A 26,429-nucleotide genomic window follows, 5' to 3' on the forward strand; every position below is an offset into this window, starting at 1 on the left:
CGGCTTGTAGTAGCCCCCATTTAAACCGGACACTTGGTAGAAGCAAAGGCCTAGGCCATCAATCGGCATCTTCGCTTCGACGTCGCCTAGCTGACTTAAGCGGGATGGCCACTCCATCGGAGCTTTTGGGAATGCCTGGCGGCTTCGAAGAGCTTGATAAGTACGACGGCAGGTGTTTTTTAAAACTAAGTGGCGGATACGCGCTATTCTTTGAGTCAGTGACGGGGTAAAACCCGTCTGATGCTTGAGATCGGAGGTTTTACGCAATCCGAAGATATTTTCATCCACGACACTTAACCGCTTGTGGGTAACCGCTGGAAAATGCTGGCATCAGCTGGAAGCAAGGTTTCATTGACCCACCCTGCCACTCACCGTTGAATTTAGAGGTGGCAAGCCTGCTTTGAATACAGTAAGCGTGCAACTTCTGCTTTACTGTTGACTTCCATTTTCTGAAAAATGTGCTGAAGATGGGTTTTAATGGTTGGTAAACCGCAGCACAGGTTGTTGGCAATACTCTTGTTCGGTAGCCCTTCCAGGATCTGTTCAACAACCATACGTTCTTTACTGGTCAACTGGTAGTTACTACACACTTTTCCAAAAGCTTTCCTCTGTGGTGAGCTCAAGCAGGCTTCCAGCGAAAACTGCATAAACTCATATAAATGCTGGAGCTGCTTCATGCCTGCAGTCAGAAAGTCTTTTTGATGATCGCCAAGGAAGAGCGAGAAACCCAAGGCAATTCTGTCTTCGGAGTGGAGGTAGACTTCTACGGTCTCCAGGATGCCCCAGCGAGCCATGAATTCGGTGAAGTAAGGATTATTTTGCCGATCGCGGGGTGAAATGATCTGGCTTGTGCACTGGACCGTGGTTTGTTTGTCACCGACTCTTTTGGGATGTAGCGGATCATAGGAATGGTAGTGATTCAGGTACTCCCTCTGCATCCCCGGCCGTACTGAGCTGTGCTTGAAGGAGTACTGGTTTAATCGACTATCGATCATATAGGACGCCGCTTGGGAGATGTCGAGGACGCCTGTAAGGAGTTTGAGGCACTCATCCTGGAAAGAGGAGAGGTTGTGCGCAGAGGTTGATTCGATCACGACTGCCTCCGATAGATTCTTAAGTAATTGTTTTTATTTAAAATACTCACTGAAAAAGTAAGCGCTACAGAGCATAGCGGCGGTAATGCTTAAACTTCGTTCAAGCAGAGGAGCTGCCACACACCTTTATTAACACTAACATATTAACGATAATGATGGGTAGTATGCAACAGCTTCGTGTCATATGGCGATAGCCATTCCAAGATTTTTTTATCTTTAGGTCATTATAATTAAATGATTTTGATGAACTTTTTAGGACCACAAGGATTCGTACAGTTTGTCCGAATCCAATTTAGGATAAGGCTGCCCCAACTGGACAACCAGGCTGACAGAATGGGTGAGTGACAGTGAGAGAAGCAGAAGTTTACATCGCAGTAAATGTTTCCGGTAACGTAACCCCCCCATCAACAGTGATGGCTTGCCCGGTTATGTAACTTGCGGCATCAGAGGCCAGAAAGAGCATTGCTGATGCGATCTCTTCAGGTTGCCCCAGGCGTCCTAGCGGAATGGTTGCCGCAATATTTTGGCTGAACTCTGCATCGCCAAGGTTTTCCATCGCCGAAGTGTGAATCATTCCAGGCTCAACGCCATTAACTCGTATACCTCGCTGTGAAAGCTCAAGGGCTGCATTGCGGATGAACCCATTGATCCCGGCTTTGGATGCCGCGTAGTGAGTCAGTCCTGGATAGGCAACCTTTGGACCCGTAATTGATGATGTAACCAGCACACAACCGCCGGAATTATGAGCAAATAACGGCAGCGCCCCCTGGGTCAGCCAAAACAACGCTGACAGGTTTACCGACAGAGTCGTGTCCAAAACGGTTGCGCTGATCTCTTCCAGCGGTGTCAACGGAAAGTAGGCTGCGTTGTGAATCAGGACATCAAGAGAGTCCAGCTTTTCCAGCATCTCAAATATGGCGGCACGGTCTGCCAAATCCACCTCAAATGCCCGAGCTCTGAGCCCCTCCTGTGATAATTCTTCGACCAGGGCCTGTGCACGCTGAATGTCGCGGTCGGCTATATATACGTTTGCACCGCTGTTGGCGAAGCTTGTAACTATGGCGCGGCCAATACCACCTGCGCCTCCAGTAACCAGCACATTTTGACCACTGAAATCGTAGGCAATGTTCATTTTCATTTCTCCATCAATCAGCTTGAACCGCATATTGGCAAGCATGGGTATTAGAGCAACCAACACTCAGGTCCATTTATTAAACGAAAAGGTCGGATTGAGTGAAACCCAAAATGGATAGACCTACGGACTCAAAGAAAATCTTCTGTCAAAAGCAATTGTGCCTGGATCGACCGATGACAGGCCTCCATCCACTGGAATGACTGCGGCATTCATGTAGGAGGCCGCCGGAGACAGCAACCAGCTGGCAACTGATGCGACCTCTTCAGCCAGGGCTGGACGCTCCAATGGCGCAAGACAGGATGCGAGTTTGTAAGCCTGTTCCTTGTCTAGACCACGTTCGGCGCCCAGCTCACTCATTTCCATATCTGCCATTTCACTGCGGGTCCAGCCAGGGCAAACGACATTGGCACGTACGCCCTGAGGACCATAGTCGATTGCGACGGAACGCAAGAGCATGCTTAACCCCGCCTTGGATGCGTTATAACCGGCAATCCCACCGGATGCCTGTAATGCACTGACAGACGCAATACCAATAACACTTCCCTTGCTCTCCACCAGGTGCGGTAACGCTGCCCGGAGCAACTTGAAGGGGGCCGTGAGGTTTGTTTCGATCATGGCTGCCCAATCCTGATCCGACAGCTCTCCGACGAGTCCCGGCCGGATTACCCCCGCATTAAGGACCAATCCATCAAGTTTGCCGAATTGTTCCAGGGCATAGTCCACTAGATGGCTAACTCCATCAGGATTGGTGATATCAGCAACGACGGCATGAGCGCCCGTTGTTTCCGCGATACGTTTCAAGGTGCTGGAACGGCGACCGCAGATTACAACTGACCAGCCTTGCCGGGTAAGCATACTGGCAATCGCTGCTCCGATACCCGAGCCGCCGCCAGTGACGATCGCAACGGGTTGGTTTTCTCTATATTGTGATTCAGTAGAGTGCACGGGTAGTCTCCTGGCTTGATGCAAACGGCCGCTTCCCAGCGGCCGCATGGAATGCTGTTCAATGTTTACTGAAGTCGTTGGGATAGGTGGTTTCGTTCAGTACCGTCAGACGGGAGTTGAATGGAATGACAACAGATTCGTCCAGCTTGTGATCCCAGCAGAACATTCGGCCCATGGAGCGTTGTGCGTGCAGATCGACCAGCAAAACAGCGTCTACGGCCATGACTTTCTCAGTCCAGAAAAACATGTAAAGGTCTTCGGCAACACTGAACGTCTTGCAACGGTCGGTGTCTGCCAGACCTGCTTCACCGCCACGGATGCAATGCCAGGTAAATGTGCCTGGAGACAGGTAAATGTGTTCGTAGGTTTCGACATCGCTGTAGCGGTAGTAAATACGCTTGCCTACCAGGCCGTCGGAACGCGGGTGGCCATAGGGTCCTTCAGAGTCAGGCGTTTTTGAGTGGACGAATTCGGTTGCGCTACGAGTCTCGTTAGCCTTGGGTACGAACCAGGAAACACCGGCTGTAGCAGAACCAGTTGCCTTGTTGTAAACGAAGGTGATGTTCTGGGCTTCTTTGGCTTCACCGGTGACGAAGTCGACCAGGAAAATATCCTTACGTACTTCAATAGCCTTGTATGTAGCGCTGCCGGTTGCAGCCATTTTTCCGCCGCTGCTCTTCCAGGTCAGCTCGCTAGCACTGGTAAAGAGATATTCGATGGTATTGCCATCCTCTGCTTCAAGCGTCAGAGCTGTTCCGGACAGAGCCGCAGTGGGAGGCAGAGTCTGCTCGCCAAATCCATCCGCCATGTTGGCTACGGAAGGCCATTCATCTTCTGGGATATAGTCCATAGGTGGTTTAATATCAGCCATTTGTCTATCTCTATAATTGATTACTTGAATGTATGTTTCTCGAAAACCGTGACGACATCAATTTTGATCACAGGATTAATTAAATCGCTTGTGGGCATGGACGTAAATCAACCGCATGGTCGATATGGGTGCAGTTACACAACCTTAAGATTAGGTGCCACGACTTTGATTTTTGACTTAATAGTCAATACTTTATTCTTTGAAGCCTGAAAACATAATAAGAATAAAAGGGTAGCGTGCGGGGAAGTTTTCAATGAGCAATGATTGTAAAAAAGGCCCCCGAAGAGGAGCCAAGAGCAACATCTTTTTAGAGCGGAGACAAGGGTAATACGGAGTTACTTTTGAGTGTTGATGACCTGAAGCTGGGTGTACTCAAGTAGGCCCGCAATACCAAACTCAACACCCACTCCGGACATTTTACTGCCACCGAAGGGGATATGAGGCAGTACCTCAGCGTGATTGTTAATCCATACACTGCCACACTCCAGTTGCTGTGCAACCCTGTCAGCTAACTCAAGGTCAGCTCCCCATACGGAGCCGCCTAGTCCGAACTTGCTGTCGTTAGCCATTTGTACAGCCTGGTCTACATCGGTATAGGGTATGACCGGTAGCACGGGGCCAAATTGTTCCTCATCAACCAAGCGAATCCCGTTCAAAACATCGGCGACGATAGTGGGGGGATAGAAATAACCGAGCCCCTCAAGAGCTTTGCCACCACAGATAATGCGGCCACCATTTTTGCAAGCATCTTCGACCAGTTCGGACACCAGTCGGTACTGATTGGCGTTCTGTACAGGTCCAAAAGTCGTCTCAGGTTTGAGGCCGTCATCGACTACTTGCTGTGCCGCAATATCGGCCAGCTTTTTACACATCTCCTCATACTGACTTTCGTGAACATAGAGTCGTTTGAGAGCGGCGCAGGTTTGTCCCATATTGATGAAAGCTGTATTGAAGATGCCCTCTGCAATCGCATCAACGTCGGATCCCGGAAGAACAATTGCGGCATCGTTCCCACCGAGCTCAAGCGTGAGACGTTTGAGCGTATTCGATGCATTGACCATAATGCGTTGGCCAGTGGGAGTGGACCCGGTGAAGATAACCTTATTGATACCAGTATGACCGCTGATGGCATTGCCGATTTCGGCTTCACCCATTACGCTGTTGACCACCCCTTTGGGTAGGACTTCGTTCATGATTTCCACGAGACGCAGGGTGTTCAGGGGCGTCATGCCTGATGGTTTGCAGATGACGGTATTGCCCGTGCGCAGCGCCGGCATGATGTGCCAGATGGCGATCATCAGAGGCCAGTTCCAGGGGGTGATCGATGCAACAACGCCCAGCGGTTTTCGATGTTCCTTGACATACCGGTTGTCGCTATCCTCAAAGACCTGCTCCGGGATTTCCAGGTCAGCGTTATACCTTGTCCAACCTGCCGCCGCCCCTACTTCGAGCTGAGCGAGCGCCATGGGTTTGCCCTGTTCCTTCACGATAATGGTGGCCAACTCCTCCGCATTGGCTTCTATGCGGTCGGCGATTTGATGCATGAAACGGCTACGCTCGGCATCCGGTGTTTGGCTCCATGCCGGGAAAGCCCTCCTTGCAGCAGCCACCGCCTGGTCGAGTTGGTCGGAGCTGGCCATATTACACAGGCATAGGGTTTCTTCGGTCGCTGGATTAATGACCGAGAAGGACGCCCCAGTACCGATAACTTGCGCGCCATCAATAAGCAGAGAGTTTTGAATGTTCATAAGATGTATAGCTCTTAATTCAGAAAAGAGCCCTGGAGGGGCTCTTGTTGTTAACGCCTTTTTGAGGATTTGCTCAGAAAGGTACGATGGCAACGACCTGACCGTACACGTTGGTATCGTCACTGCCGATCTGACTGCTATTGCTCTTATCAGGCGAGTAGAAACCAACCAGCGGACTGATGATCAGGTTCGGTGTTGCAACCCATTCGGCATACAGGTTGATTTCCTGGCTATCGTTGCGCCCGTTACCCGCATTGTCGGTGAAGTCAAAGAACAGCGCGCCCAAGCTTAAATTCTCGGAAGGCTGTGCTTTAATGGCAACATGGTGTACGTCCATACCTGTGTTGAACAGGCCCGCGTAACTGGCTGCAACTTCACCCTGGAACCAGGTACCGTAACCACGGCTGAAGCCATAGAACAGGGGATCAAAACCATTATCGAATGTGGCGTAGCGGTAGTTTATGCTCGGGGACCAGACTATATCCGAGAAGTTCCAGCCTGCTTCCAGATACCAGGCGGCATTCGAATCCGAACTATTATTTCCTTGCTCCTGAGCCACATACTCGCCAGACAGGAACAGGTTCTCGACGCCGGCATTGCCCTGATAGCGCAGGCTGATAGTTTCCTGACCGTCACGAGCACTGCCAAGGGCATCGGAGTGTTCGGCATTTAGCCCCTTGATGTACGTTGCACCGAAAGTACCTCCGGGAAGGACGTATTCAGCGTTTATACCGGCCAATTCCATTTCGTACTGGGCAACATTGTCGGACTCCAGCCAGAACACGTCAGCCCGCGCGCCTTCACTACCACCAATGCGGACAATAGCCGTTTGGTCAAACGCCTTGCGTGGTGCTAGCCAGTATCCGCCGCCACGATTCAGACTACCGTCGAAGGCATTACCGAAGTTCAAAGCGTCGCCGTTGATGAGGAAGCCATCACCGATTACAAAGTTCTGGCGGCCGAAAGAGATATCAAGGCCATCTTGACCCAGCGCCGGCATCAGGTTGCCCGAGCGCCAGCCCAAGTATGCATCTTCCAACTCGGTCTCGGACTCGTCACCCAGGGTAAATCCAGCTGCGTCGCCATCACCCCAGGTTGCCGAGCTAACAAGGTTGATGGCTCCGTATAAGGCGGTGCCATTTTTACCATATGTATGGCTGCCGGACAGCCCATACTTGATATATCCTTCCTGCCAGTCAGAGCCACCACCTTCAGTTTTACTGCCAATAGCATCGTAGTTTTCCTGGCTGGTGAATACACCAACTACTGCCTCTACATCCAGGTTTAGCTCCGACCCATTTCGGCTATAGAGGTCATATGCGGAAACAGAGCCGGAAGCGGCTGCAATGGAAGTGCCGAGCAAAACTGCACTCAAAGATCGTTTAGAATTGTTTTTCATCCAGTAGTTCCTTGGTATGTCCAGGTTTTAGTAACGCCTTTAATGCACGAACAGTGGAACTGATGGGGAAACCACTAACGCACTGAGCATTATTTCATCGGTGATAGAGCTGTAGAGCAATCAACCATAAGGTTGATAGAAACATCTGGAACTAAAACATTCTTTTACTACGGCGAGCTTTTTCTTCTTCTTTGAATAGACTTAAAAAGAGGAGATATTGATCCCCGAAAGCCAAAGGTAGATTAGAGCCGTGCATAAAGCTTTTTAAAAACCATGTTTACTTACTTCCCATATGTCGGCACTGGCTCCAAGCATAAATGCCAATCGACAGCACAATCATAACCAACAGTGTCAAGCTAACCGGCCGCTGAATGAAGGTGGTCAGATCGCCACCAGCAACCCCCAATGCCTGCTGGGCCCTTGTAATGAACAGTGGGCCAAGCACCAGTCCCAGAATGATGGGCACGGCGGGTATCTCATTGCGTTTAAGCACGTAGCCGAAAATGGCAAAGCCGAGTGCAATCAGACAGTCGCTGAACTGGTAATTCTGGCTATAACTGCCGATGAAACCCAGCACCAGAATAAAGGCACCAATAAAGCGCCCACGTATACGTGTCAGGTTCACAATCCATTTGGTGGCAAAGGTCAGATAAGTGAAAACGACCACATTGATTAGCAGTAACGAAACGTAAAGCCCAGATATAAACTCGGGGCGCTCAACAAACAGAGTGGGGCCAGGGACATAGTTGTGGACCATGAACACAGCCAACAACATGGCCATCAGCGCATCAGCAGGTATCCCGAAAGCGAGTAAAGGAATCATGACCGATGCGGTCACGGCATTGTTGGATGTTTCCGAGGCGATCAGCCCTTCTGGCGCACCGTCCCCGAACTTTTCGGGTGTTTTAGAGAATTTCTGCGCCAGTGTGTACGAAAAGAACTGAGAGCCAAATTCACCCACACCAGGCAGCAAGCCCATAACAACGCCCAGTGCGGCTGAGCGAATGACCGTGATCTTGTGTCTGAGCAGGTCTAACACACCGGAGAAAATACCGCTTCCAGTCAATCTGGTTTCTCGCGCATCATTACCACGCTGTGACAGCAGGACGAATGCCTGCGACATGGCAAACAGACCGATAACAGCAGGTACAAGCGGAATACCGGAAAGCAGCCAGCTTTGCCCAAACGTATAGACCTGGGTGCTATATGAAAGATCCAATCCAACGGTACCCAGAAATATGCCCAACCCGAGCATCATGGCCGCTTCAACGACGTGTTTGCGATGGGCCAGTACAACAAAGATCATGCCCAAAGCAGCTAGCATGGCAAACTCGGCCGAGCCGAATTTGCGTGCAATCTGTGACAGTGTCGGTGCCAGCATGATCAGTGAAAAGACGCTGATCAGTCCGCCGACAAATGAAGAAGTGTAAGCAATGGACAGCGCCCTGCGAGCCTCGCCTCGCTTGGCCATAGGGTAGCCGTCATACGTTGTCAGCACAGCTACGGGGGTGCCAGGAGTATTCATCAGAATGGCGGGTATGGCACCTCCGTACCAGGCACCACCATAGACACCCAGCAGCAGTGAAACACCGGGCAGAGGCTCCATGGCAAAGGTCATGGGTAGCAGAATCGCCATTACACCGGCGGGCTCCAGTCCGGGTATGGAACCGATGCTTACACCAATCAGTGCCCCGATAACGATCGCCATGATAACGTTCAGGGTGGCTACTTCGTTTAAACCTAACAGTATTGCGTCCATGGTAGTCAAACCTCTCAGAAATAGCGGTTGGCGAGGTCAGCCAAATGGTCGGGCAGGAATGAATAGAGCCACACATCAGGCAGCCAAACCGATACAGCAACCCGGAAGATCAGAACCAGCGCGATCAGCGTGCCGACAGTTGCAAGTATCCAGACTCTGTAAAACAGACGACACAGCCACAGCAATACGGTCACAAAAATGAACGTTGCAGGCACAAAACCAATAACAGGTAATGATTTGATGTATAGATAAAACAGGGCAGAAGAAATCAGTGCGGTTCGATAGCTGTCAAGCACAGCTACGAGACTTTCAAGAGGGTTCTGCCTGAATAACGAACTGCGCCATTTGTTATCCCTAAAAAGGGTAAACTGGATAACGCGATAAGCTGAGAAGCTTGCCATTATTCCCAAACCCAGCACTGCGCCCATCATGGGTTGCGTATACCATCCACGGCGGGTTTCTACCCACGGGGCCTGTTCTGGAATCAATACCAGCAATACCACAGAGGCGATGAGCAGGACCCAATAGATATCGGTTTTAACAACGGTTTCGTTTGACACATCAATACTCTTGCGGATGAACAATGTTAGCCGTAGAGACGAACAGAACAGGGAGATGGCCCGAAGGGGAGCATCTCCCGTCCAGAATTACTTGTTCATGAATTCAAGCAGTCCTTTAGAACTTTCGAAATCCTTGGCGACCTGCTCCTCTGCTGCACTGCCGCCAATCCAATAAATACCGACACCTGTAGTGTTGCTAAGCTCTGTAATACGGTCGGATTTCAGTGCAGCCTGAGCGATTTCGGCTATTTTCTCTTTTACTTCATCAGGCGTACCCTTTTTCACGAACAGGCCGTTCCAGGGCGTCTGGGTGATTCCGGTCAGCTCGGCCAAAGTCGGAACTTCGGGGGCAATACTCAATCGTTCACGAGTTATGGTGGCCAGAAGCTTGACTTCACCGGACTTCAGGCAGGACAGAATCGTCTGAGTGTTGGTATTGATAATGTCTGCATCGCCAGTTGCCAAAGTTGAGCAATCAACCATGTCAAAGGCTGCGTCAGAAGCAATGCGAATGTCTTCCTGCGCCGCCGCTTTGAATGTGATCGCGGTTGGTATCGCCTGATAACCAAAGTGCCCCAGCGAAATATCGTTGTCTTGGGAATGCTCGGCCAACTCCTTAAGATTGTTATAGGGGGCATCAGCTTTCGTCGCGATAACAAAAGGGAAATCCAGGAAAATACCGACAGGCTCAAAGGTGCTTTGGTCGTACGGTGCATTTCCGGAATGGATATGAGTGGTCAGAATATCTATAACAAATGAACCAACCGTCAGACCATCGGGCCGTGACTGAGCTACATCCAGTGCACCGACAATACCGCCACCGCCTGGTTTGTTGATGACCGAAGCCGGTGTACCGGTTTGCTTGGACATTTCCTCGGCGATCAATCGGGTGACAATGTCCTCAATATCGCCAGGAGGCCATGGGACAACAAATTTGACCGGTCGTTCAGGATATTCAGCGATTGCCGGAGTGCTGGCAATAATGGGAGAGATGGCCAGTGTAGCGATTGATAGGATTTTTGTTAGCTTTTTCATTGTGTTTCCTCGTAAACGGCAAGGTTTTTTTCAGATCTCCTGAATCAGCCCTTCAAGGGGACTATCAGCACGGGAGCGGATGTTTGATGGATTACTTTTTGAGTTGTAGAGCCCAGGAATAGTCGCGATGCAGCAGAGCCACCGCGATCTCCCATTACGATCAGGTCGGCGCCTGATTCCTCCGCAACTTTCAGGATGACTCTGTCAGGCTTTCCAATTCTCACTTCGACTTGAGGTGGCTGGTTAAGCTTCGCATCGTCGGGTATTTCACTCTCCATGAAGCTGGAAATACGCTGCTCGATCTTCAAACGGTATTGATCCATTAATTGGCTGGTATGCTTGAGCTGGACCTGGGTCAGCAAGTAGTCACGCACCATCTCATCGGCCTCCTTGACTGACGACTCTATGGCATGCAGAAAAATGATATGCGCTCCGTGCCTGACGGCTTCCTCCACGGCCATCCGGAATGCAGGCCGGCTGCCTTCAGCAATATCCGATGCATAGACGATGGTCTTTACTTTCGGCAGCATGTTCCCCAGTCCTCTTAATGAATCGCCGTGTTTCCTCATTACAGAACAATTAAAGCATTCGGGGTATCAACCATGCGGTTGATACCCCGAATGGCATCAGGTATCTAGCAGAGGCTAACAGCCGGGCAAACCGAAGGAGTGAAGCCAAAAAGTCCTATGAAAATAAAACTCGAAATAGAACTCGGGGGAGCCTTGCCTTCAGGCAAACGGTGCTGAGGACGACCTGAAGAAATTTGTGCGCAAGGTAAAAGCCGGAGCCGTCAGACCGCCATCTAATTAACATGTTAACATTGTTGCGAATCCCGGTTCAGTCACGATAACTAACCGGGCCTCAACTCTTTACAGCGAGAGATTTGCAGCTACTCAATGCCAAACCCAAATATGCAAGATCAATCCATTTCAGCCGAAGAACGCAGAAACTTCGGTGTTGTATGCCTGGCGCTCACCTGCGTGTTCATCGTGCATTCGATGCTCCTGGTCACAGTCCCTGTTCATGCCGTGGACCTTGGCGCTTCGCCCCTCCTGCTTGGAGTGATCTTTAGCGCCCCCTATCTTCTCCCGCTGATCGTAGCAATCCCGTTTGGCACACTGGTCACCCGGCACGGAGGACGTGTCTCAATGTTGTCCGGCGCATCCCTGATGATCTTTGGCCTTGTCACCATACTTGTTGTGCCCGGTTATCCAGGGCTGATCATCGGGCAATTATCGTTTGGCCTTGCACAACTCCAAATGGTTCTGGCGGCCCAAACAATTATTTCTACTCTGGGAACAGGGCCGAAGCTTGAGAGTTATTTTGGCTGGTACACCACATGGTTATCCGGCGGACAAATTGTTGGGCCACTCATTGCGGGTGGCTTGATTCACGCAGTGGGGACCACTGCCAGCTCCTTTGCCGCTATGCTGGTTATCGCCTGTTGTTCCCTGGTAATGGCGCTGTTGTTGACAGGCCAAGCCAAGCAGGGCAAATCGGTGCAGTGGAGTTCTACCGGGTTCAGGGCCCAGGGAAGCCTATTCTGTAAAAGTCCGGCCGTACAGATTTCCATAGCAGTCACCGCAGCAGCGACCTTCGCCATGATTATTCACGGTAACTATCTACCGGTTCTATTGGAAAATATGCTGGTGACGCCTACAACCATCGGTATCCTTATCAGCTTGAGGGCGGTTGCGGCAATGGTCATTCGACCAGTCATTGCCAAAGTCATCGCACTCATGGGGGGGCGAGGCATTGCGCTGCTGGTATCAATACTCTCCATGGCTCTGGGAATGCTGTTTCTGGGCGGTACTGACAACCTGATACTAATCGGCTTTTTTTCCATTCTCATCGGTTTGGGATCGGGGGTGTGCCAACCGCTTTCAATTGTTGTGTTATCAGAAAGTGTCGACAGCACACAACGGGCAGGAGCCTTGGGAATGAGGCTGATGGCAAACCGGGGAATAAACTTTCTGGCGCCTCTGCTTTTCGGTCTGATGCTTGAGATAGGAGGCTTTGCACTATCCTTCGCCCTCACCGGTGCCGTACTACTATTGGCAACCATGTTGGTGCTCTTCCTGTTGCGGGCGGACAACCTGCCTGCAGCATAATCGGGATAGGGGGAACCAATAAGTTCCGCCACCCCCACACCACCCGGCATGCGGGTCCGCACCGGGCGGTTCGAGAAGTTGAGGTATCACGGGAGTCGCGGCACATGACGGTTTCCACCGCCACATATACCAGTCCAATTGACTGACAGGCAATTTCAACGCTGCCGGGGTCCACGGGTACATTGTCACCGAAAGGGCCACCTCCGTTTACGCTGAGTCGCCTGATTCCTACCAGATACTCCTATGGGTGAATACGCAGCAGATGTTCCATGTTTGCTGGCATTGCTCCCATGACTCGGAGTTGCTTACTAAAACCGGAAACGCAGTCTTAGACATGTTTCGGTTCGCCATAGACCGGAGCGCGGTTGGTTTGGAGCAGCAGAATTAGAGGCAGTGAGAAGAAAGCGAGCACTGCTGAGCCAAGCAGTACAGCTTGAAACCCATCGAGTTGCTCAACCATTCGACCAGCGATCAACGGGCCCAGTGCAAGACCGCCACCGATCACCAGATTAGCCATGCCCATCAGTTGACCGTTTCGATCAATACTGGCAAGGCTGGCGAGAATGAAAGGGAAGGCAAAGGTCCAAGCATATTTGAACCCTAGAGCAGCGATAGTGAAACGAAATTCGTCGGGTGATCCGGTCAGCAACAGAATGCCAACAATCATGATGGCATATCCGGCCAGCAACGGAATTCGGTAACTTTGACGCCCCCCCAGCACAGTTGCGCTGAGCGCTCCAGCAATACCGAGAAGCGAGGCAACAGCCAACACATTGCCGCTTACCTGAGCATCAATATTTATACTGTCAGCTATTGCGCCCATGAAGGTCCAAACACCATTCAGGCTGACACAAAACAATAGAACCGCGAGTAGTCCGATCAACGCCGGCAGCGGCAAGCCGGAAGAAAGAGGAGTTGCAGTCGAGTCTGTTCCAGGCTGTTTTCTTGTTGGAAGATACTTCAGCAGTGGGAGGCAAAACAGCATCAATACCGCTAGTAAAGCGAAGAACGCAGAGAGTCCAAAGTGGGCAAACAGGTTGGGCAGCAGAGCCAACCCCAGAGCGCCCAACGCCAATTGTCCCATGACCCACAGGCCATATATACGGTCTGGCTGGGGCAACGTGGATGCAGCACCCATACACAGAATCATCACTGAACCGCCACCGAGACCGCTGACAATGCGTAACGGAATCAACTCCGAGGCCGAGCTAGCTACGACTGAGCCCAGGTTAGCCAGAATGAAAAGCACGGCCGCTATAGTGCCTGCGATACGCCAGTTAAAGCGTGACAGCCAGTAACAGGCCGGCAGACTGGCCAGACTCATGGCGCCCAGTTCGAATGTAAAAAGAGTGCCAATGAAAGCGGGGCCCATCTGAAGCTCGGCAGCCAGCTGGCCGGCAACAACAGGGGCCATCGTCAGCACGGCCGGAGCAACAGCCGAAATTAGTACCAATGCAAGCGTAGTCTGCTTGTTTGATGCTGTCAGTGCGTCAGTCGAAACACTTTGTTGTTTATTCATGATCATGCACTCCTCAATAGACATGAGCACAGCGCAGCATGCGCTGGCTACTGTCAGACGTGTTTTTAGAGTTCTCGGCATAGGTGAGCATCAGCTGATTCCGGCTATCAAGCCAACGACCGATTCTCTAAGCCCACTTTGGTGTATTTTTGGAGAGTGTTGGCGACATCGGAGCCGTTTACATGCACTGCTCCACCCTGGGTGTGGTACAGACGTAAAGCTCCATAGTTGGAAGACGTGAAGTTTTGAGAAGCAAACGCTTGCAATCGATACGAAGGGTCCTGCGACAACTCTTGGCCATAGTAATTGTCGTTATCTCATGCATCATTCAATGATTCCTCCAGTCATCTGCCTCAGGCAGTGTAAGCGCTGTCGCCGGCAAAATAGGTCGACAGCACACGGGTTTCGCCCATGTCGGAGGTCGGTATTTCAAACAGGTTACGATCAAGGACAATACAGTCGGCCACCTTGCCGACCTCAATCGAGCCGATCTATTTTTCCGGATTCATTAGACCTGAATGGATTTCGTACCGCCTGACTGGTTATGCAGAAGAAGTTGTCTGAGACTGCAGACAGCGTCCCCCCGGGGTTGCGGAAATGAGTGGTCCGAGGCGTTATTTCATTGGGTATGTCGGGAAGTTGAGCGCCCTGGCCGCCAGGCTGAGAGGGCATTGAAAGGACGACTCCCATGCGCACCCAGAGTTATCCTCATAAGTATCTGGCTTTTTTGACCGGCTACGTCCCGGCCTATGTCGGCAGCGAGCGCTGTATCGATTGTCATGAGAAGCAGTATCAGGAATAGTTCGGTAGTCACCCTGACTCAGCGATGGCCGAGACAAGCGATGTTACGCTGCTCGGCGATTTCGATAACAGCCGCTTTTAAATACAGTGGTCAAACACACAGTTATAAAAACTGTATCCGATTTTCTGCATCTCTTCAGGAGTGAGCTCAATCACATTATTTCTCTCAGCGTAATCTTTCCACTCAGCTTTGAGATCAGATACCTTATCCGGATACTCATCAGACAGATCGACCAATTCTGCAGGGTCAGACTTTACATTGAACAGTGCCCATTGCCTGCTTTCAAAGGGGGCGCCTATGTGACGAAGCTTCCAATCCCCCTTTCGTATTGCGGTCCGCCCAAACAACTCCCAGCCAAGCACCCGTTCCTTACCATTTTGCGCGGCGGCCAGCGAGTTGAGCATGGACATACCCTGAATAGGATGGATGTCCCGGCCCTTATAGGGTGTGTCCGGCGCCTTTACGCCGGCCAACTCAAGAAAGGTCGGCATAACATCCATCACACTGTACAATGAGTGATCAATACTACCCTGACTATCGCTGTTCTGATCGGGATATCGAATGATCGCCGGGGCACGAATACCGCCTTCGGAGGTAAATCCTTTGAAGAAAGCAAAAGGTGTGCTACCAACCTGTCCCCATTGAGGGCCATACCAGATATAGGAGCCTTTCCGCCCCATATTTTCGAGGCTGTTATCGAATTTCTCGGCGATCCACTGTTTTGTCTGGGGATGCAATGTCGGATTGTTACCTTCCGCGCCATTATCTGATGCGAATAGTATTACAGTATTGTCAAGCCGGCCCTTTTTATCCAGCCAGTCCATCAGGCGACCGATATTGGCGTCAAGGTTATCGACCATTGCAGCATACACTTCCATACGCCGCGCCTCTATTTCCCTCTCCTCGTCGGTTAATTCGTCCCACTTGGGGAGTCCACCGATAAAGGGACCGACCTCTATGTTGTCTGCGACGATACCCAACTCTTTCATTCGCTTTAACCGAGCCTCGCGTATGGCTTCATAGCCTTCCTCATAACGACCTGTGTACTTGTCAAGATATGCATCAGGCGCCTGCAGCGGCCAATGAGGCGCCGTATAAGCAAGGTAGCCAAAGAAAGGCTTTTCTTTGGCAATGGCGTTGTCGATATACTCGATTGCTTTATCTGTGTAGAAATGCGTCGCAAAGAAGTCTTCTGGGAGACCGTCGACCTGCTTGCCATCGGCACGGTATATGGCCACTGGATCGCTTGCCTGAATTGCAGACATGTCGCTGAAGCTACTGGCCCCGCCCTGAATCAGTGCAAAAGAGTTGTTAAATCCCCGAGCTGCCGGGCTGTGTTCTTCACTTCTCCCCAGGTGCCACTTGCCAGCCATAAAGGTTTCGTAGCCGGCATCCCCCAGCACTTCAGGCAAAGTCGCGACTGACGCATTCAAAAAGCCTTCGTAACCGTGCTCCCCTTTTTGAGTGTCACTCACCACCTCAGCCATATTTCCCAAACCCGCCAGGTGACTGTCGGTGCCGGACAACAACATGGATCGGGTGGGGGAGCAGGTCGGCGCCACGACAAAATTGGTCAATCGAGTGCCTGAATTGGCAATGGCGTCGAGACTAGGCGTTTCTATTTCTCCTCCAAAGCTTCCTATATCTGAATATCCGAGGTCATCCGCCACAATCACCAGAAAATTGGGCTTGTCCGGATTAGCGGAAGCTAGTGTCGACACCAGTCCCAGGATGGCTGCCGATACCGACAGCCGGATACTGCGATGAACAGCCTTTGTCATTATTGCTCACTCCCCAAAGCCGCACTTGCCACCCTATCCTGTATCTGGGCAGATGGAGCATCCTCGTTCACTTTGATAGTTGGAGCGTCAGAGGCATTGCTGCCCAGCCGAATTTTTTCTGGCTTAAGAAGGAAATGACCGAGCGCCGGCAGAAATATCAGTGCACCAACCATATTCCACACGAACATGAAGGCAAGCAAGATACCCATATCAGCCTGGAACTTGATTGGAGAGAACGCCCAAGTGGAAACAGCTATCCCCAGTGTGATGCCGGTTAGTACCACGACCTTACCGGTAAACAGAAGCGCCCGGTAGTATGCCTCGGAAAGAGTCTGTCCCGCCTTCAGCCCGGCCAGCGTGACAGAAAGCACATAGAGAGCATAATCCACCCCGATACCAACGCCCAGAGCCACCACAGGCAATGTCGCGACTTTGACACCAATCCCCAAAGCCACCATGAGCGCCTCGCACAACACCGATGTCAACATCAGGGGTAAAACAGCACAGACCACCGCACGCCACGACCGGAATGTCAGAAATGCCAAAACCATAACGGCCACATAGACCAGAAACAGCATTTGCACGTTGGCGCGCTTAACCACAACATTCGTCGCAGCTTCGATACCCGCATTACCTGCGGCCGGAAGAAACTGAACGTCGTCGGTATTATTACGCTGTGCAAAACCTTCGACCGTTTCGACTACACGGGTAAGGGTATCGGCCTTATGATCTTTCAAGTAAACATAAAGGCTAAGCAGGTTACATTTCTGATTGAAGAACTCTCTTGGGGCTCGAGTTACAATAGCATTGAGAATACTTTCCGAACGCGGCAAATCAAACCAGTTTGTGTTGCCTTCGTTCATTCCCATGAACTGCTTCTTACTTAAAGAAGCAAAGGATTCCGTTCTTTCAACACCGGCCACCTGTCGCAATTCCCACTCCAGTGCATCGACATCAACCAACGTACCGTAGTTTGCACATTGGTATTCCGGAGTCGTGACCATAACCACGAACAGGTCGCTACTGGCACTATAATTCTCGACAATAAACTGATTATCCTGGTTGTAGCGCGAATCCTGCCGCAACTCAGGCGCGCCCGGATCCAGGTCACCAATTCGCAGGTCAACGCTTACAGCCAGTCCGGATACCCCCATTACCAAGCCGACGATAACAGCAACCGATGCCCAGGGTTTTGCGGTGAACTTGTCCAGAAACACCCAAACAGGATGCTTTTCACCGGTTTCTGCTCTTAGCGAGCGTACTGCAGCCCGAGAGCTCACGCCTGTATAAGACAACAACACTGGCAATAACACGAGGTTGGTAAACACCAGAACGGCAACACCGATGCTGGCGGTTATGGCAAGCTCACGAATAACCGGGATATCGATGATCATCAACACAGCGAAGCCCACAGCATCTGCAGCTAGCGCCGTAAATCCCGCCACAAACAACCTGCGAAATGTGAACCGTGCTGCTATCAACTTGTCGTAACCGCGGCCGACATCCTGCATGATGCCGTTCATTTTTTGTGCCGCATGGCTCATCCCGATAGCGAATACCAAAAAGGGCACGAGTATTGAGTAGGGATCCAGAGAAAGATCAAGTAGTTTCAGGATTCCGCAGAGCCAAAGAACAGCAATCACAGAACAAAGTACGACCAACAATGTGCTACGCACACAGCGGGTATAACCGTAAAGTAGAAGAGAGCAAATTGTAATGGCCAGCGCAAAGAACAGCAGAACGCTTTGTAGCCCGTCTATCAGATCCCCGATGATCTTTGCAAAACCGGTGATATATATATTAACGCCTTGACCTTCGTAGCGTTTACGGAGGTCTTCCAGCTTATTATTCAGCTTTTCATAGTCTATTTTCGTGTCGCCGCCATCAAGTAACGGCACCTCTATAACTGATGAGCGATAATCATCAGACACCAGTTGGCCGAGGATACCCGAACGCTCTATATTTATCCTGATTTGCTCAAGACTATCACTCCCACCATCATAACTTTGTGGAATGACGGGCCCGCCATCAAGCCCTACTTCCGTAACTCCGGTCCAACGAACTGACGGTGTCCAAAGCGATTTCATATGAGACCGCTCAACTTCCGGCATCATGAACAACTCGTCGTTAATCTGACGTAACGTCTCCAAATACTCAGGATCTAATATACTTTCTCCCTGAGTTTCCACTGCGACTCGAACGCTGTTGCCCAGGCCAGTAAGTTCGTCGCGATGCTCCAGATAATTAAGAATAAAAGGGTGATTTTGTGGCAGCATCTTGTCAAAGCTGGCACTCAGTTTCAGCCCCGCCGAAAAATACCCGAGTATAAGGGTAACAACGATAAAACTGGCGAGGATAAGAACCCTGTTATTGAAGATTGCCCGCTCTGCCATAGAGCCGGACCTGTTATCGAACGTTGTCCCCTCAAGTGGGTTCAACTCGTCGGAATTATTGATAGTACCCATGTGTCTTATCTCTGCAGAACGTTAGAGATGCCCACCCGACTAACACCGCGGGTAGTAGCAAGAACGAGGTCCTCAGCCGACAGCTGAATCAGGTCAGTCACGGCCGCTCGATGTGTATAACCGGATTTGGTAAATGTCATGCCGTTGTCTTTACTGAAAAAGAACTCTCCGGCGTTACTTGCCAGCAACAGCGTGCCATCTTCAAGTACGACTCCAGTGCTCAGGGAAGCGTTGGTTCCAGTGGACAACCTTTGCCAACGACCACTGACAGCATCGTAGAGCAAGACATTCCCCCGCAGCCCGTACACCAGCAAGCGCTGCTCCTCGTTTAGCAGTGCACCGAAAAAAGACCCGTCATAGGGGACCTGCAAGCGTTTATAATCTTCACCGTCATTGTTCGAAAGCAGTACCCTGCCCTGCTCCCCCACCAGATACCGGCGCTCACCATCCGGCACGATGGCGTACAGATGTCGCCATCCGGATTCGACAGCATTGCCAGTTTTCGACTCCCAGGTCTTGCCACCATCATTACTCTGTAACATCAACCCAAAAGCGCCAGTCGCAATGACGCCTCCCCTGGGATCAAACCAGATATCAAGGAGTGGCTTGTCAGGTCCGTCACGGCCAATCAGATCTGCGTACCTCGCCAACGCTTCCGCGCCAGGTTCCGATTCAGCCTCTCGTTGCACCAGTCTAATGATGTCCCGACCATCAAGGCGTTTCACCCAGGTTTCCCCGCCATCACGGGTCTCGAGAAGTACGCCGCTGTGGCCGACGGCAAACCCGACATCATCACTAACGAAGGCCACATCCGTAAGGGTCACACTGACTGGTACTCGGGACTGGCTCCAGGTATTGCCTTCATCATTCGATAACAGGATGGTGCCGCGTTCACCCACAGCCACTAATCGGTGGCCAGCCTTGCCGACAGCATTCAACAGCAGGTTATGCGCGAGAGGGCTCATCACAGCATCCCGCTCAGTGGGATCTTTTTCTGCAAGCAAACATGGTGAGCCAAGCGTAACGCTTAAGCCGAGCACCCAAGGAAGTATTGTTTTAAGATTCATTGGACTGTCTGCACATAGGTTGTTTTACGTCTACGTCAATCCCGGTTTTAGTCGGATTACATAGTATCCGGTAACCAGTATCGCCTTGGATTGCACGTCCTTGTGCTTGGTCAGGCACTGCTAGCGAAGACCGTCTCCCGCGAGCGCATTCGGGCTATAGAAGAAATCCGATTTGGGCTTGACCGGCCGGTAAACGAAATTTCCATTAAACATCTGAGATGCAACAAAGGTTTCTGCATCCAGATCAAAAACCATATAGGGCTGGGTAACGATCATGGGGACATCAGGTGCCATAAAGGACATATTGTGGGAGGTGCGCCACAACCGGCCTTCGGCGTCATAACCGTCAACCATCGCCACCATCCAGCTGTCTTCATCCAGGTAAAACGTACGCTTGGGTACTGCATGCCGCTCACTCTGTTTCACACTGGCTTCGACCACCCAGACACGATGCAGCTCCCAGCGCACTTTGTCAGACTTAATGTGATGATTGTCATAAACTTCATCATCATCAAAAGTGAAGAAACGGTTGTTATTGTAGGGGATATAGAGTTCCTTCTTACCGACTAGTTTCCAGTCGTAACGATCGAGAGCACCAAAGAATCCCAGTACTTCATCAAAGTACATGGCGCCAGATGCAACAAAGTTCGGGGTATCATAACCAACGTTCGGAGACTTACGTACGCGACGCTGCCCCATCAGATATTGCCAGGATTCCCGGTTCGGCTCCGACTGCGCATAATCGTTGATTATCAGGGACTCACCCGCTTTGAATGGCGGCGAGACCTGCTCCATTCGTGAAATCATAATGGCCTTTTCCCAGTCGGATGCACTGCCCTCCCGATTGTAATAGGGATACGACACATCCTGATTAGTACCCACTGTTAATGCATACTCACCATTCGAAGAGCCGACATAACTCTCAATACTGTACTGAACGGCAGGCGGATGAACGCGCAAAGTGTGGTTCCACATCGCCTCCAGTCCATTCGACGGTATGGGAAATGGAATACCGCCATAGGCGCCCTCAACACCCATTCCATCATCCGAAACTCTGGCTGTAGTCGCATTTCTGAAGGTATTTTCATACACATATTCAGCTGCAGCCATCGTGCGATGCGTTGGATAGACCGAGAGTCTGAAACTTTCCGGGTATTTCTTCAGCAGCGCTACCGTGCCATCACTAAGCTTTTCTTTATATTGCTCATAGTTCTGCGCAGTGATTTCATAAAGCGGAGATTCGTTTGGAAAAAGGTCATAGCGCTCATCGGTAGCGGTCCAGCCAGCCTTAACTTCGGTGACGCCTCCGTCCCAGGCGGGGATGGTGCCGTCAGCATTACCTGCGCGTTCCGCACCCAATGGCGTCAATTCGCTCTTAAGCTTTTCTGCCTCGTCACTACTAACAGCGGCAACGGCTGAACTGCCATGAATCAAAATACCAAGAATAAAAATACTTAATCTACGATGTTTCATTGTTATTTCCTCGTCTCTTAAAATGTGCGCTGGAGCCTAAGCGAGATAAAGTCCCTATCACCCAGATTCTGCTTATAGGACAAAGCACCATCCTCATCGAGAGTGGCACCTTTATCACCGTAATAATGAGTCCAACTCAAACCTGCCCGATAAACACCCTGATATGAGGCATTCAAACCCAAGGTAATATCACCACCATTATCGGGGCCGAAGGAAAATACCGATGAGCGCCCGACAGGAGCCCAACCGACGTTAATTGGGACAGAAAGATCCAACTGCGGTAATACCTGGAAATACTGTGGTTCAAATAAAACCCTCAAACCCCAGGCATCTCTTGTGGCATTGGGATCGAGTTGATCAGCATTCCGGGAAATACTGAGACGGCGGTTGAACGCAATCTCGCTCAACAGCGTTGCACCATCCCAGAATGTAGAAGCAGGTAATACCGAAACGGTTGATACCTGGGCATGAAAACTATCCCCCACAGGATAGGCTGCATTGCCACTATTATCGGCGTCCGCATTCACTACTACTGCGCCGCCTCGCGCCATTAAAGGCGTATCTTGTCGATATGACGTTTCCAAAGCTACGTTGGTATCCCCAACCAACGTACTTACACTGGCTCCGTATGTTTTTATATCCTCAGGGTAAACGAGCCTGTATTCACCAAGCCCTTCGGAGCCCGCCCCGGGTTCCAAATAAATAACCGGTGTTTTACTGTGATGTTTGGCAGCATAGAACCCGAAATCAAACTCGGAACCATCAGGCTTCCATCTGACTTGCATACCGCCCTGCCCTGAATCCTCAGCTTCAATATCCTTGCCACGATGGAAAGCAGTTGTATTATCGGTACCAATCAACAACCTTTCGCCACCATCATCAAGGATATCGCTGGTAGAGAAATAACTACCGGAACCCGGGAGGCGGTATTCACGCCATTCAAACTGATAGTAAGCGCCTACGCCAATCTCCGGAGTCAGTTGAATGGACGTAGATAACTGATTAATTGGCCGTGCAATTTCTTTAAACTGGGACCCCGGCACCGAAAGCGCTTTAACGACATCTATCGACGATTGAGCATTGGCAACACCGTTGCCTCCGAAAAACAGACTTTCACCATAAAGCAGGGTATGACGTCCAAGTCGCGCACTAATGGGAGCTCCGAAGAGTTCAGTGCGGCCAAAAAGAAACGTGTCGAGCAGCTCGGCATCCTGGCCATGCAGCTCTTCAGTTTCCTGTGTAAAACGGTCGTTAGACACACTTTCAGGGTTGAAAGTCGTGGGAGAGTCGTTGTCATTGCGCCCCTGATAAGCATGATCGTACCAAGCTGAACCACTGATCCTGAACCCTATATTCCGGTACTGGAGATCGAGTTCCGAAAGCAGGTTCAAGCGGTTTGAAACCAAACCGACGTCGAAGTTTCGATCACCATCATCGAAGTTGGCTGAGAAGCTATTCCCCGTGACTTGCTCATCAAGTCCTTCAACACGATATAGCGCGCTGTACTTGAGTGTATTGTCCCACCGTGCCTGAAGATCCGGCACACCAGTATCGAATCGCTTCGCATAAACGTTTGAACTGAAGGCGATTGGCAGCATGGCTACAATATATAATGCCAGTGGCACACGCCTGTTAATGTACACGCGTTTCTTTTTAATGAGCTTTTTGTTCATGTTTTCCTCAAGCTGTAACTTAGCGAGTGTTCTTTAACACCTGATTAATCGACAAAGTAATTCTTTATTTCTCCTTCAACGGCCGGAAATCAGGTGAAACCAACTTACAGTTTCATTACGCCTGAACTTTTACAGTCCTGCTTGCTTGATTGTGCTGAGAGAATTGCCTGAAACTGCAGACAATCTACCTTCGGGTACCGTTTACACCATTCATGCTGTTAAATTGGATCTGGAACCGAAGTGAGACATCGATGATGTTCAGACACGCCAGTACCTGGCCATTTACTGAAATAGCGTCTTATCTGGCAGGTGGAAATATAAGAAAAAGCTTTATAAGCCTTGCAGGATTACGAACAGGACAAAAATAGAGAGGAGGATCAACACGTTCAGGACAAGTAGTGGAGCTTCCCTGCTAAACCTGGCAACGGCTCACTGGCGGACTGACATCTCTCGCTCTGAGTACCGATAATCCCTGGGGGTCATGCCAAAACGGGAACGGAATTCCCGGGAAAAGTGAGAAGAGCTATTGAAACCGCAGGCATAGGCAATGTCACTAATTGTCCTGCTTCGCGAATGACTTTCGAGCAGCATTCGCCTGCTTAGTTCAAATCGCTTGTTCCAGATGTACCTCGCCGGCGTCAAACCCAGCTCATTCATCAGAGTATATAACTGACGCTCGCTCACATTGAAAGTTGCGGCGATACTTGCCGGTGCCATTTCGCTGTCGGTCAGATTATCATCAATATACCGGAGAATGCTGTTTAAAAGAAACGCATGTACGTTGACCGATTGGCGAGAAAAAGTCTGAAAAGCGCTGGCATACGCCGATTGGCAAGCCTCGACAAGGGTTGTGCTGAGAAAGTCGCACGACAGGTCGGGAGAGTTGCCACCATGAGCGAAAACAGAGCGCATCAGGTTGGTGATTATTCGACAACTCCCTGATCGTGCGGGTAATACCTTACCCGCCATCATTTCCGCCGACGGCAACCGTTTCTTCATGGCATCCCTGGGGATTACCAGCGCCGTGATCAGCGCCCCTTCCAGACACATGAGCTCATAAGACCGTGCAGTGTCGATAAAAACCAGATCGCCATTGCCAAGCTTGCTTTCATCCTGCCCAAGCCGATATGCGACTTTGCCATAGCTCTTGAAAGCAATTGCAAAAGGAGGATCAGTGTCGTAATCCACTTCGCGAACCAGATGATGGGGAGACACAAGTGACTCAAGAAGCTTAACCTCCCCCACCTCTTGACAGGATATCGATATCCGAAAGTCCTTATCGTCACACAAAGGCTTGAACTTGATTTTCCAGACGATATCCTCGAAATCACCTTCAAACCTAGAAAAACCATCCGTTGGAAAAATCCCACTTCTTTCAAGCTTGATCATGATTTTTCCTCACAATATCTTATAATTGTTTTATATTCAGAATGCAGATCAAAACATTAACATGTTAATATATTTGCAGAGTACAATCAAGTGTGGGTAATTCATACTCCCGACAGGAATACATAAAACTTACGAGCGGATACCGTGAATCACAGGGCTTCAACAATCAACTGAGTTGCCTACAAACCGCTCCGCAGAACGATTTAAAGTCCTCCAGTACGATGTCGGCATCAATACCGCGTGTTATGAACACAACCTTCCCGTTACGATTTTCACCAGGCCAATGATCCATTGCTTCCGGAGGATGAAAACTGCGTTGCACGGCATTCACCAACACGGGTCCCGGAACGCCCTCCACATCCAGGATACCCTTAACTCTAAGCAATGCCGCACCGTGCACTGCCATAACCTGATCGAAGGCTTCAGCAACAACAGCCCAACTAATGGGCTTGTTGAGATCCCATACTGCGGTATCTGCAGCCGCACCGCCTGTTTGTTCGGGGTAAGAATGTTTTGGAGCTGCTTCGACACCTAACGCAGTGAATACCAGTTCTCTGCGTCGATGCTGCAATACCTCCGCACCGACTGTGTCATCCAGGAACCACGCTGGCACAATGGGGTTCAGTGCAGCCAGACGATCGACAAGTAACGTTGCTCTCCCCTCCGGAACTATATCCAGTTTCGAGATCAACAACGTGTCAGCCAGAGCAACCTGCTCTACCGCCTCCGGGTGCGTATCCAGGGTTTCAAGACCATTGACTGCATCCACAATCGCCACCGTGTTGCTCAGGTCGAATCGTTTCATCAGCCAGGTATCACCCAGCAGTGAACGAGCAATGGGGCCGGGGTTCGCCAGCCCAGTGGTTTCAATAACCAGACGCTCGAACCGGGGTACCGTGCCTTCTTCTCGCTGCAAGTATAAACTCCGCAACGTGTAGCCAAGATCCTGGCGCATGGCACAACAAATACAACCGCCGGACAGCAACACAGGTTCGCTGCTGCTATTTTGTTTCAGCAGTTCCTGATCAAGCCCGACCGCTCCGATTTCATTAACAACGAACGCCGTGTGTTCCAGCGATTGATCTCTCAGAAAACGGCGCAACAGCGTTGTTTTGCCCGCTCCCAGAAAGCCAGTCAACAGGATAATCGGTATTCTTGACACCTCAGACATTTGTCAGCTCCTCAGCCAGAACCGAAGGTGTTTCTGCTTGATAACAGTTCACCGCATTGCAGAACCAACCCTCATCAAGCAGAACCCAGCAGAACAACGTGCGGAAGCACCAGCCTGGCTGCTCCGAATCAAGCGGCGTCACATACCAGTCGCAATAGTCCCAACCACATCCTCCCCGGACGAATGACCGAAGAGAGTGATAATCAATACGCCCTGTCTTTACTACTTCCCGAAACATCGCCAGCAGCTCCGTGCGCCCATTCCGTTCCGGTAGTCCCTGCCCCGACCAGATCGCGTCGGGTGTAAAAAAGCGACTGACCACCGAGTCCGCCTTTTCCTGATTGAAGAGGCTGCAGTGCTCATCATACTTGGCTGTAATAGCTGCCCTGAAGGCCGCCAGTTCCTCATGCATCATTAAATGGTTCCTCCAGT

Annotated in this window: 20 protein-coding genes; 1 reads left to right on the forward strand and 19 read right to left on the reverse strand. The window is 50.7% G+C overall.

The genetic code is table 11. The features are described from left to right. Positions 1 to 380 precede the first annotated feature (380 nt). The 10 genes from ACJO5Y_RS05890 to ACJO5Y_RS05935 form a co-directional block, all read right to left on the reverse strand. Entirely contained in the window at positions 381 to 1,094 is a 714-nt protein-coding gene (locus ACJO5Y_RS05890; RefSeq protein ID WP_406985495.1) for a helix-turn-helix transcriptional regulator, read from the reverse strand. Between the two features lie 364 nt (positions 1,095 to 1,458). Beyond that, complete coding sequence (locus ACJO5Y_RS05895) at positions 1,459 to 2,226, reverse strand: SDR family oxidoreductase (RefSeq protein ID WP_406985496.1); 768 nt, start codon at positions 2,224 to 2,226, stop codon at positions 1,459 to 1,461. A gap of 123 nt (positions 2,227 to 2,349) precedes the next feature. Next, positions 2,350 to 3,174: an SDR family NAD(P)-dependent oxidoreductase gene (locus tag ACJO5Y_RS05900; RefSeq protein WP_406985497.1), complete on the reverse strand. Its 825-nt coding sequence runs from the start codon at positions 3,172 to 3,174 to the stop codon at positions 2,350 to 2,352. Between the two features lie 58 nt (positions 3,175 to 3,232). Continuing rightward, on the reverse strand, positions 3,233 to 4,045 hold the full coding sequence (locus tag ACJO5Y_RS05905) for a MoaF C-terminal domain-containing protein (RefSeq protein ID WP_406985498.1): 813 nt from the start codon (positions 4,043 to 4,045) through the stop codon (positions 3,233 to 3,235). A gap of 335 nt (positions 4,046 to 4,380) precedes the next feature. Further along, the gene (locus ACJO5Y_RS05910; protein WP_406985499.1) at positions 4,381 to 5,793 is read right to left on the reverse strand and encodes an aldehyde dehydrogenase family protein; all 1,413 of its coding nucleotides are present in this window, start codon (positions 5,791 to 5,793) and stop codon (positions 4,381 to 4,383) included. Between the two features lie 73 nt (positions 5,794 to 5,866). Further along, a complete protein-coding gene (locus ACJO5Y_RS05915; protein WP_406985500.1) occupies positions 5,867 to 7,192 on the reverse strand; it encodes an alginate export family protein in 1,326 nt (441 codons plus the stop codon). Positions 7,193 to 7,469: 277 nt separating this feature from the next. Then, positions 7,470 to 8,951: a tripartite tricarboxylate transporter permease gene (locus tag ACJO5Y_RS05920; RefSeq protein ID WP_406985501.1), complete on the reverse strand. Its 1,482-nt coding sequence runs from the start codon at positions 8,949 to 8,951 to the stop codon at positions 7,470 to 7,472. Positions 8,952 to 8,965: 14 nt separating this feature from the next. Beyond that, on the reverse strand, positions 8,966 to 9,511 hold the full coding sequence (locus ACJO5Y_RS05925; RefSeq protein ID WP_406985502.1) for a hypothetical protein: 546 nt from the start codon (positions 9,509 to 9,511) through the stop codon (positions 8,966 to 8,968). Between the two features lie 87 nt (positions 9,512 to 9,598). Then, positions 9,599 to 10,546 carry a tripartite tricarboxylate transporter substrate binding protein gene (locus ACJO5Y_RS05930; protein WP_406985503.1) on the reverse strand — a complete coding sequence of 316 codons (948 nt, stop codon included), beginning with the start codon at positions 10,544 to 10,546 and terminating at the stop codon, positions 9,599 to 9,601. A gap of 44 nt (positions 10,547 to 10,590) precedes the next feature. Further along, entirely contained in the window at positions 10,591 to 11,076 is a 486-nt protein-coding gene (locus tag ACJO5Y_RS05935) for a universal stress protein (protein WP_406985504.1), read from the reverse strand. Positions 11,077 to 11,442: 366 nt separating this feature from the next. Here ACJO5Y_RS05935 and ACJO5Y_RS05940 point away from each other — a divergent pair, with 366 nt between their 5' ends. Continuing rightward, positions 11,443 to 12,657: an MFS transporter gene (locus ACJO5Y_RS05940; protein WP_406985505.1), complete on the forward strand. Its 1,215-nt coding sequence runs from the start codon at positions 11,443 to 11,445 to the stop codon at positions 12,655 to 12,657. Positions 12,658 to 12,985: 328 nt separating this feature from the next. On the opposite strand, the gene ACJO5Y_RS05945 is transcribed toward ACJO5Y_RS05940, so the two are convergent. The 9 genes from ACJO5Y_RS05945 to ACJO5Y_RS05985 all read right to left on the reverse strand — a co-directional run bounded on the left by ACJO5Y_RS05945 (position 12,986) and on the right by ACJO5Y_RS05985 (position 26,412). Further along, positions 12,986 to 14,176, reverse strand: coding sequence for an MFS transporter (locus ACJO5Y_RS05945; protein WP_406985506.1), 1,191 nt, complete (start codon positions 14,174 to 14,176; stop codon positions 12,986 to 12,988). Between the two features lie 879 nt (positions 14,177 to 15,055). Next, positions 15,056 to 16,759, reverse strand: a complete 1,704-nt coding sequence (locus tag ACJO5Y_RS05950; RefSeq protein ID WP_406985507.1) for an arylsulfatase — start codon at positions 16,757 to 16,759, stop codon at positions 15,056 to 15,058. After that, complete coding sequence (locus tag ACJO5Y_RS05955; protein ID WP_406985508.1) at positions 16,759 to 19,224, reverse strand: efflux RND transporter permease subunit; 2,466 nt, start codon at positions 19,222 to 19,224, stop codon at positions 16,759 to 16,761. Before ACJO5Y_RS05955 ends, ACJO5Y_RS05950 begins: the two co-directional genes overlap by 1 nt. A gap of 5 nt (positions 19,225 to 19,229) precedes the next feature. After that, the gene (locus ACJO5Y_RS05960) at positions 19,230 to 20,189 is read right to left on the reverse strand and encodes a WD40/YVTN/BNR-like repeat-containing protein (RefSeq protein ID WP_406985509.1); all 960 of its coding nucleotides are present in this window, start codon (positions 20,187 to 20,189) and stop codon (positions 19,230 to 19,232) included. A gap of 222 nt (positions 20,190 to 20,411) precedes the next feature. Next, positions 20,412 to 21,764 carry a DUF1329 domain-containing protein gene (locus ACJO5Y_RS05965; protein ID WP_406985510.1) on the reverse strand — a complete coding sequence of 451 codons (1,353 nt, stop codon included), beginning with the start codon at positions 21,762 to 21,764 and terminating at the stop codon, positions 20,412 to 20,414. A gap of 17 nt (positions 21,765 to 21,781) precedes the next feature. Next, a complete protein-coding gene (locus tag ACJO5Y_RS05970) occupies positions 21,782 to 23,437 on the reverse strand; it encodes a DUF1302 domain-containing protein (protein WP_406985511.1) in 1,656 nt (551 codons plus the stop codon). 429 nt (positions 23,438 to 23,866) lie between these two features. After that, on the reverse strand, positions 23,867 to 24,826 hold the full coding sequence (locus tag ACJO5Y_RS05975; RefSeq protein WP_406985512.1) for a helix-turn-helix domain-containing protein: 960 nt from the start codon (positions 24,824 to 24,826) through the stop codon (positions 23,867 to 23,869). A gap of 166 nt (positions 24,827 to 24,992) precedes the next feature. Further along, positions 24,993 to 25,997: a CobW family GTP-binding protein gene (locus ACJO5Y_RS05980; protein WP_406985513.1), complete on the reverse strand. Its 1,005-nt coding sequence runs from the start codon at positions 25,995 to 25,997 to the stop codon at positions 24,993 to 24,995. Beyond that, positions 25,990 to 26,412: a Cif family virulence factor gene (locus tag ACJO5Y_RS05985; protein ID WP_406985514.1), complete on the reverse strand. Its 423-nt coding sequence runs from the start codon at positions 26,410 to 26,412 to the stop codon at positions 25,990 to 25,992. The genes ACJO5Y_RS05980 and ACJO5Y_RS05985 overlap by 8 nt, the downstream gene beginning before the upstream one ends. Positions 26,413 to 26,429: the final 17 nt, after the last annotated feature.

The sequence above is a fragment of the Marinobacter alkalisoli genome (assembly GCF_045449855.1).
Lineage (GTDB): Bacteria > Pseudomonadota > Gammaproteobacteria > Pseudomonadales > Oleiphilaceae > Marinobacter.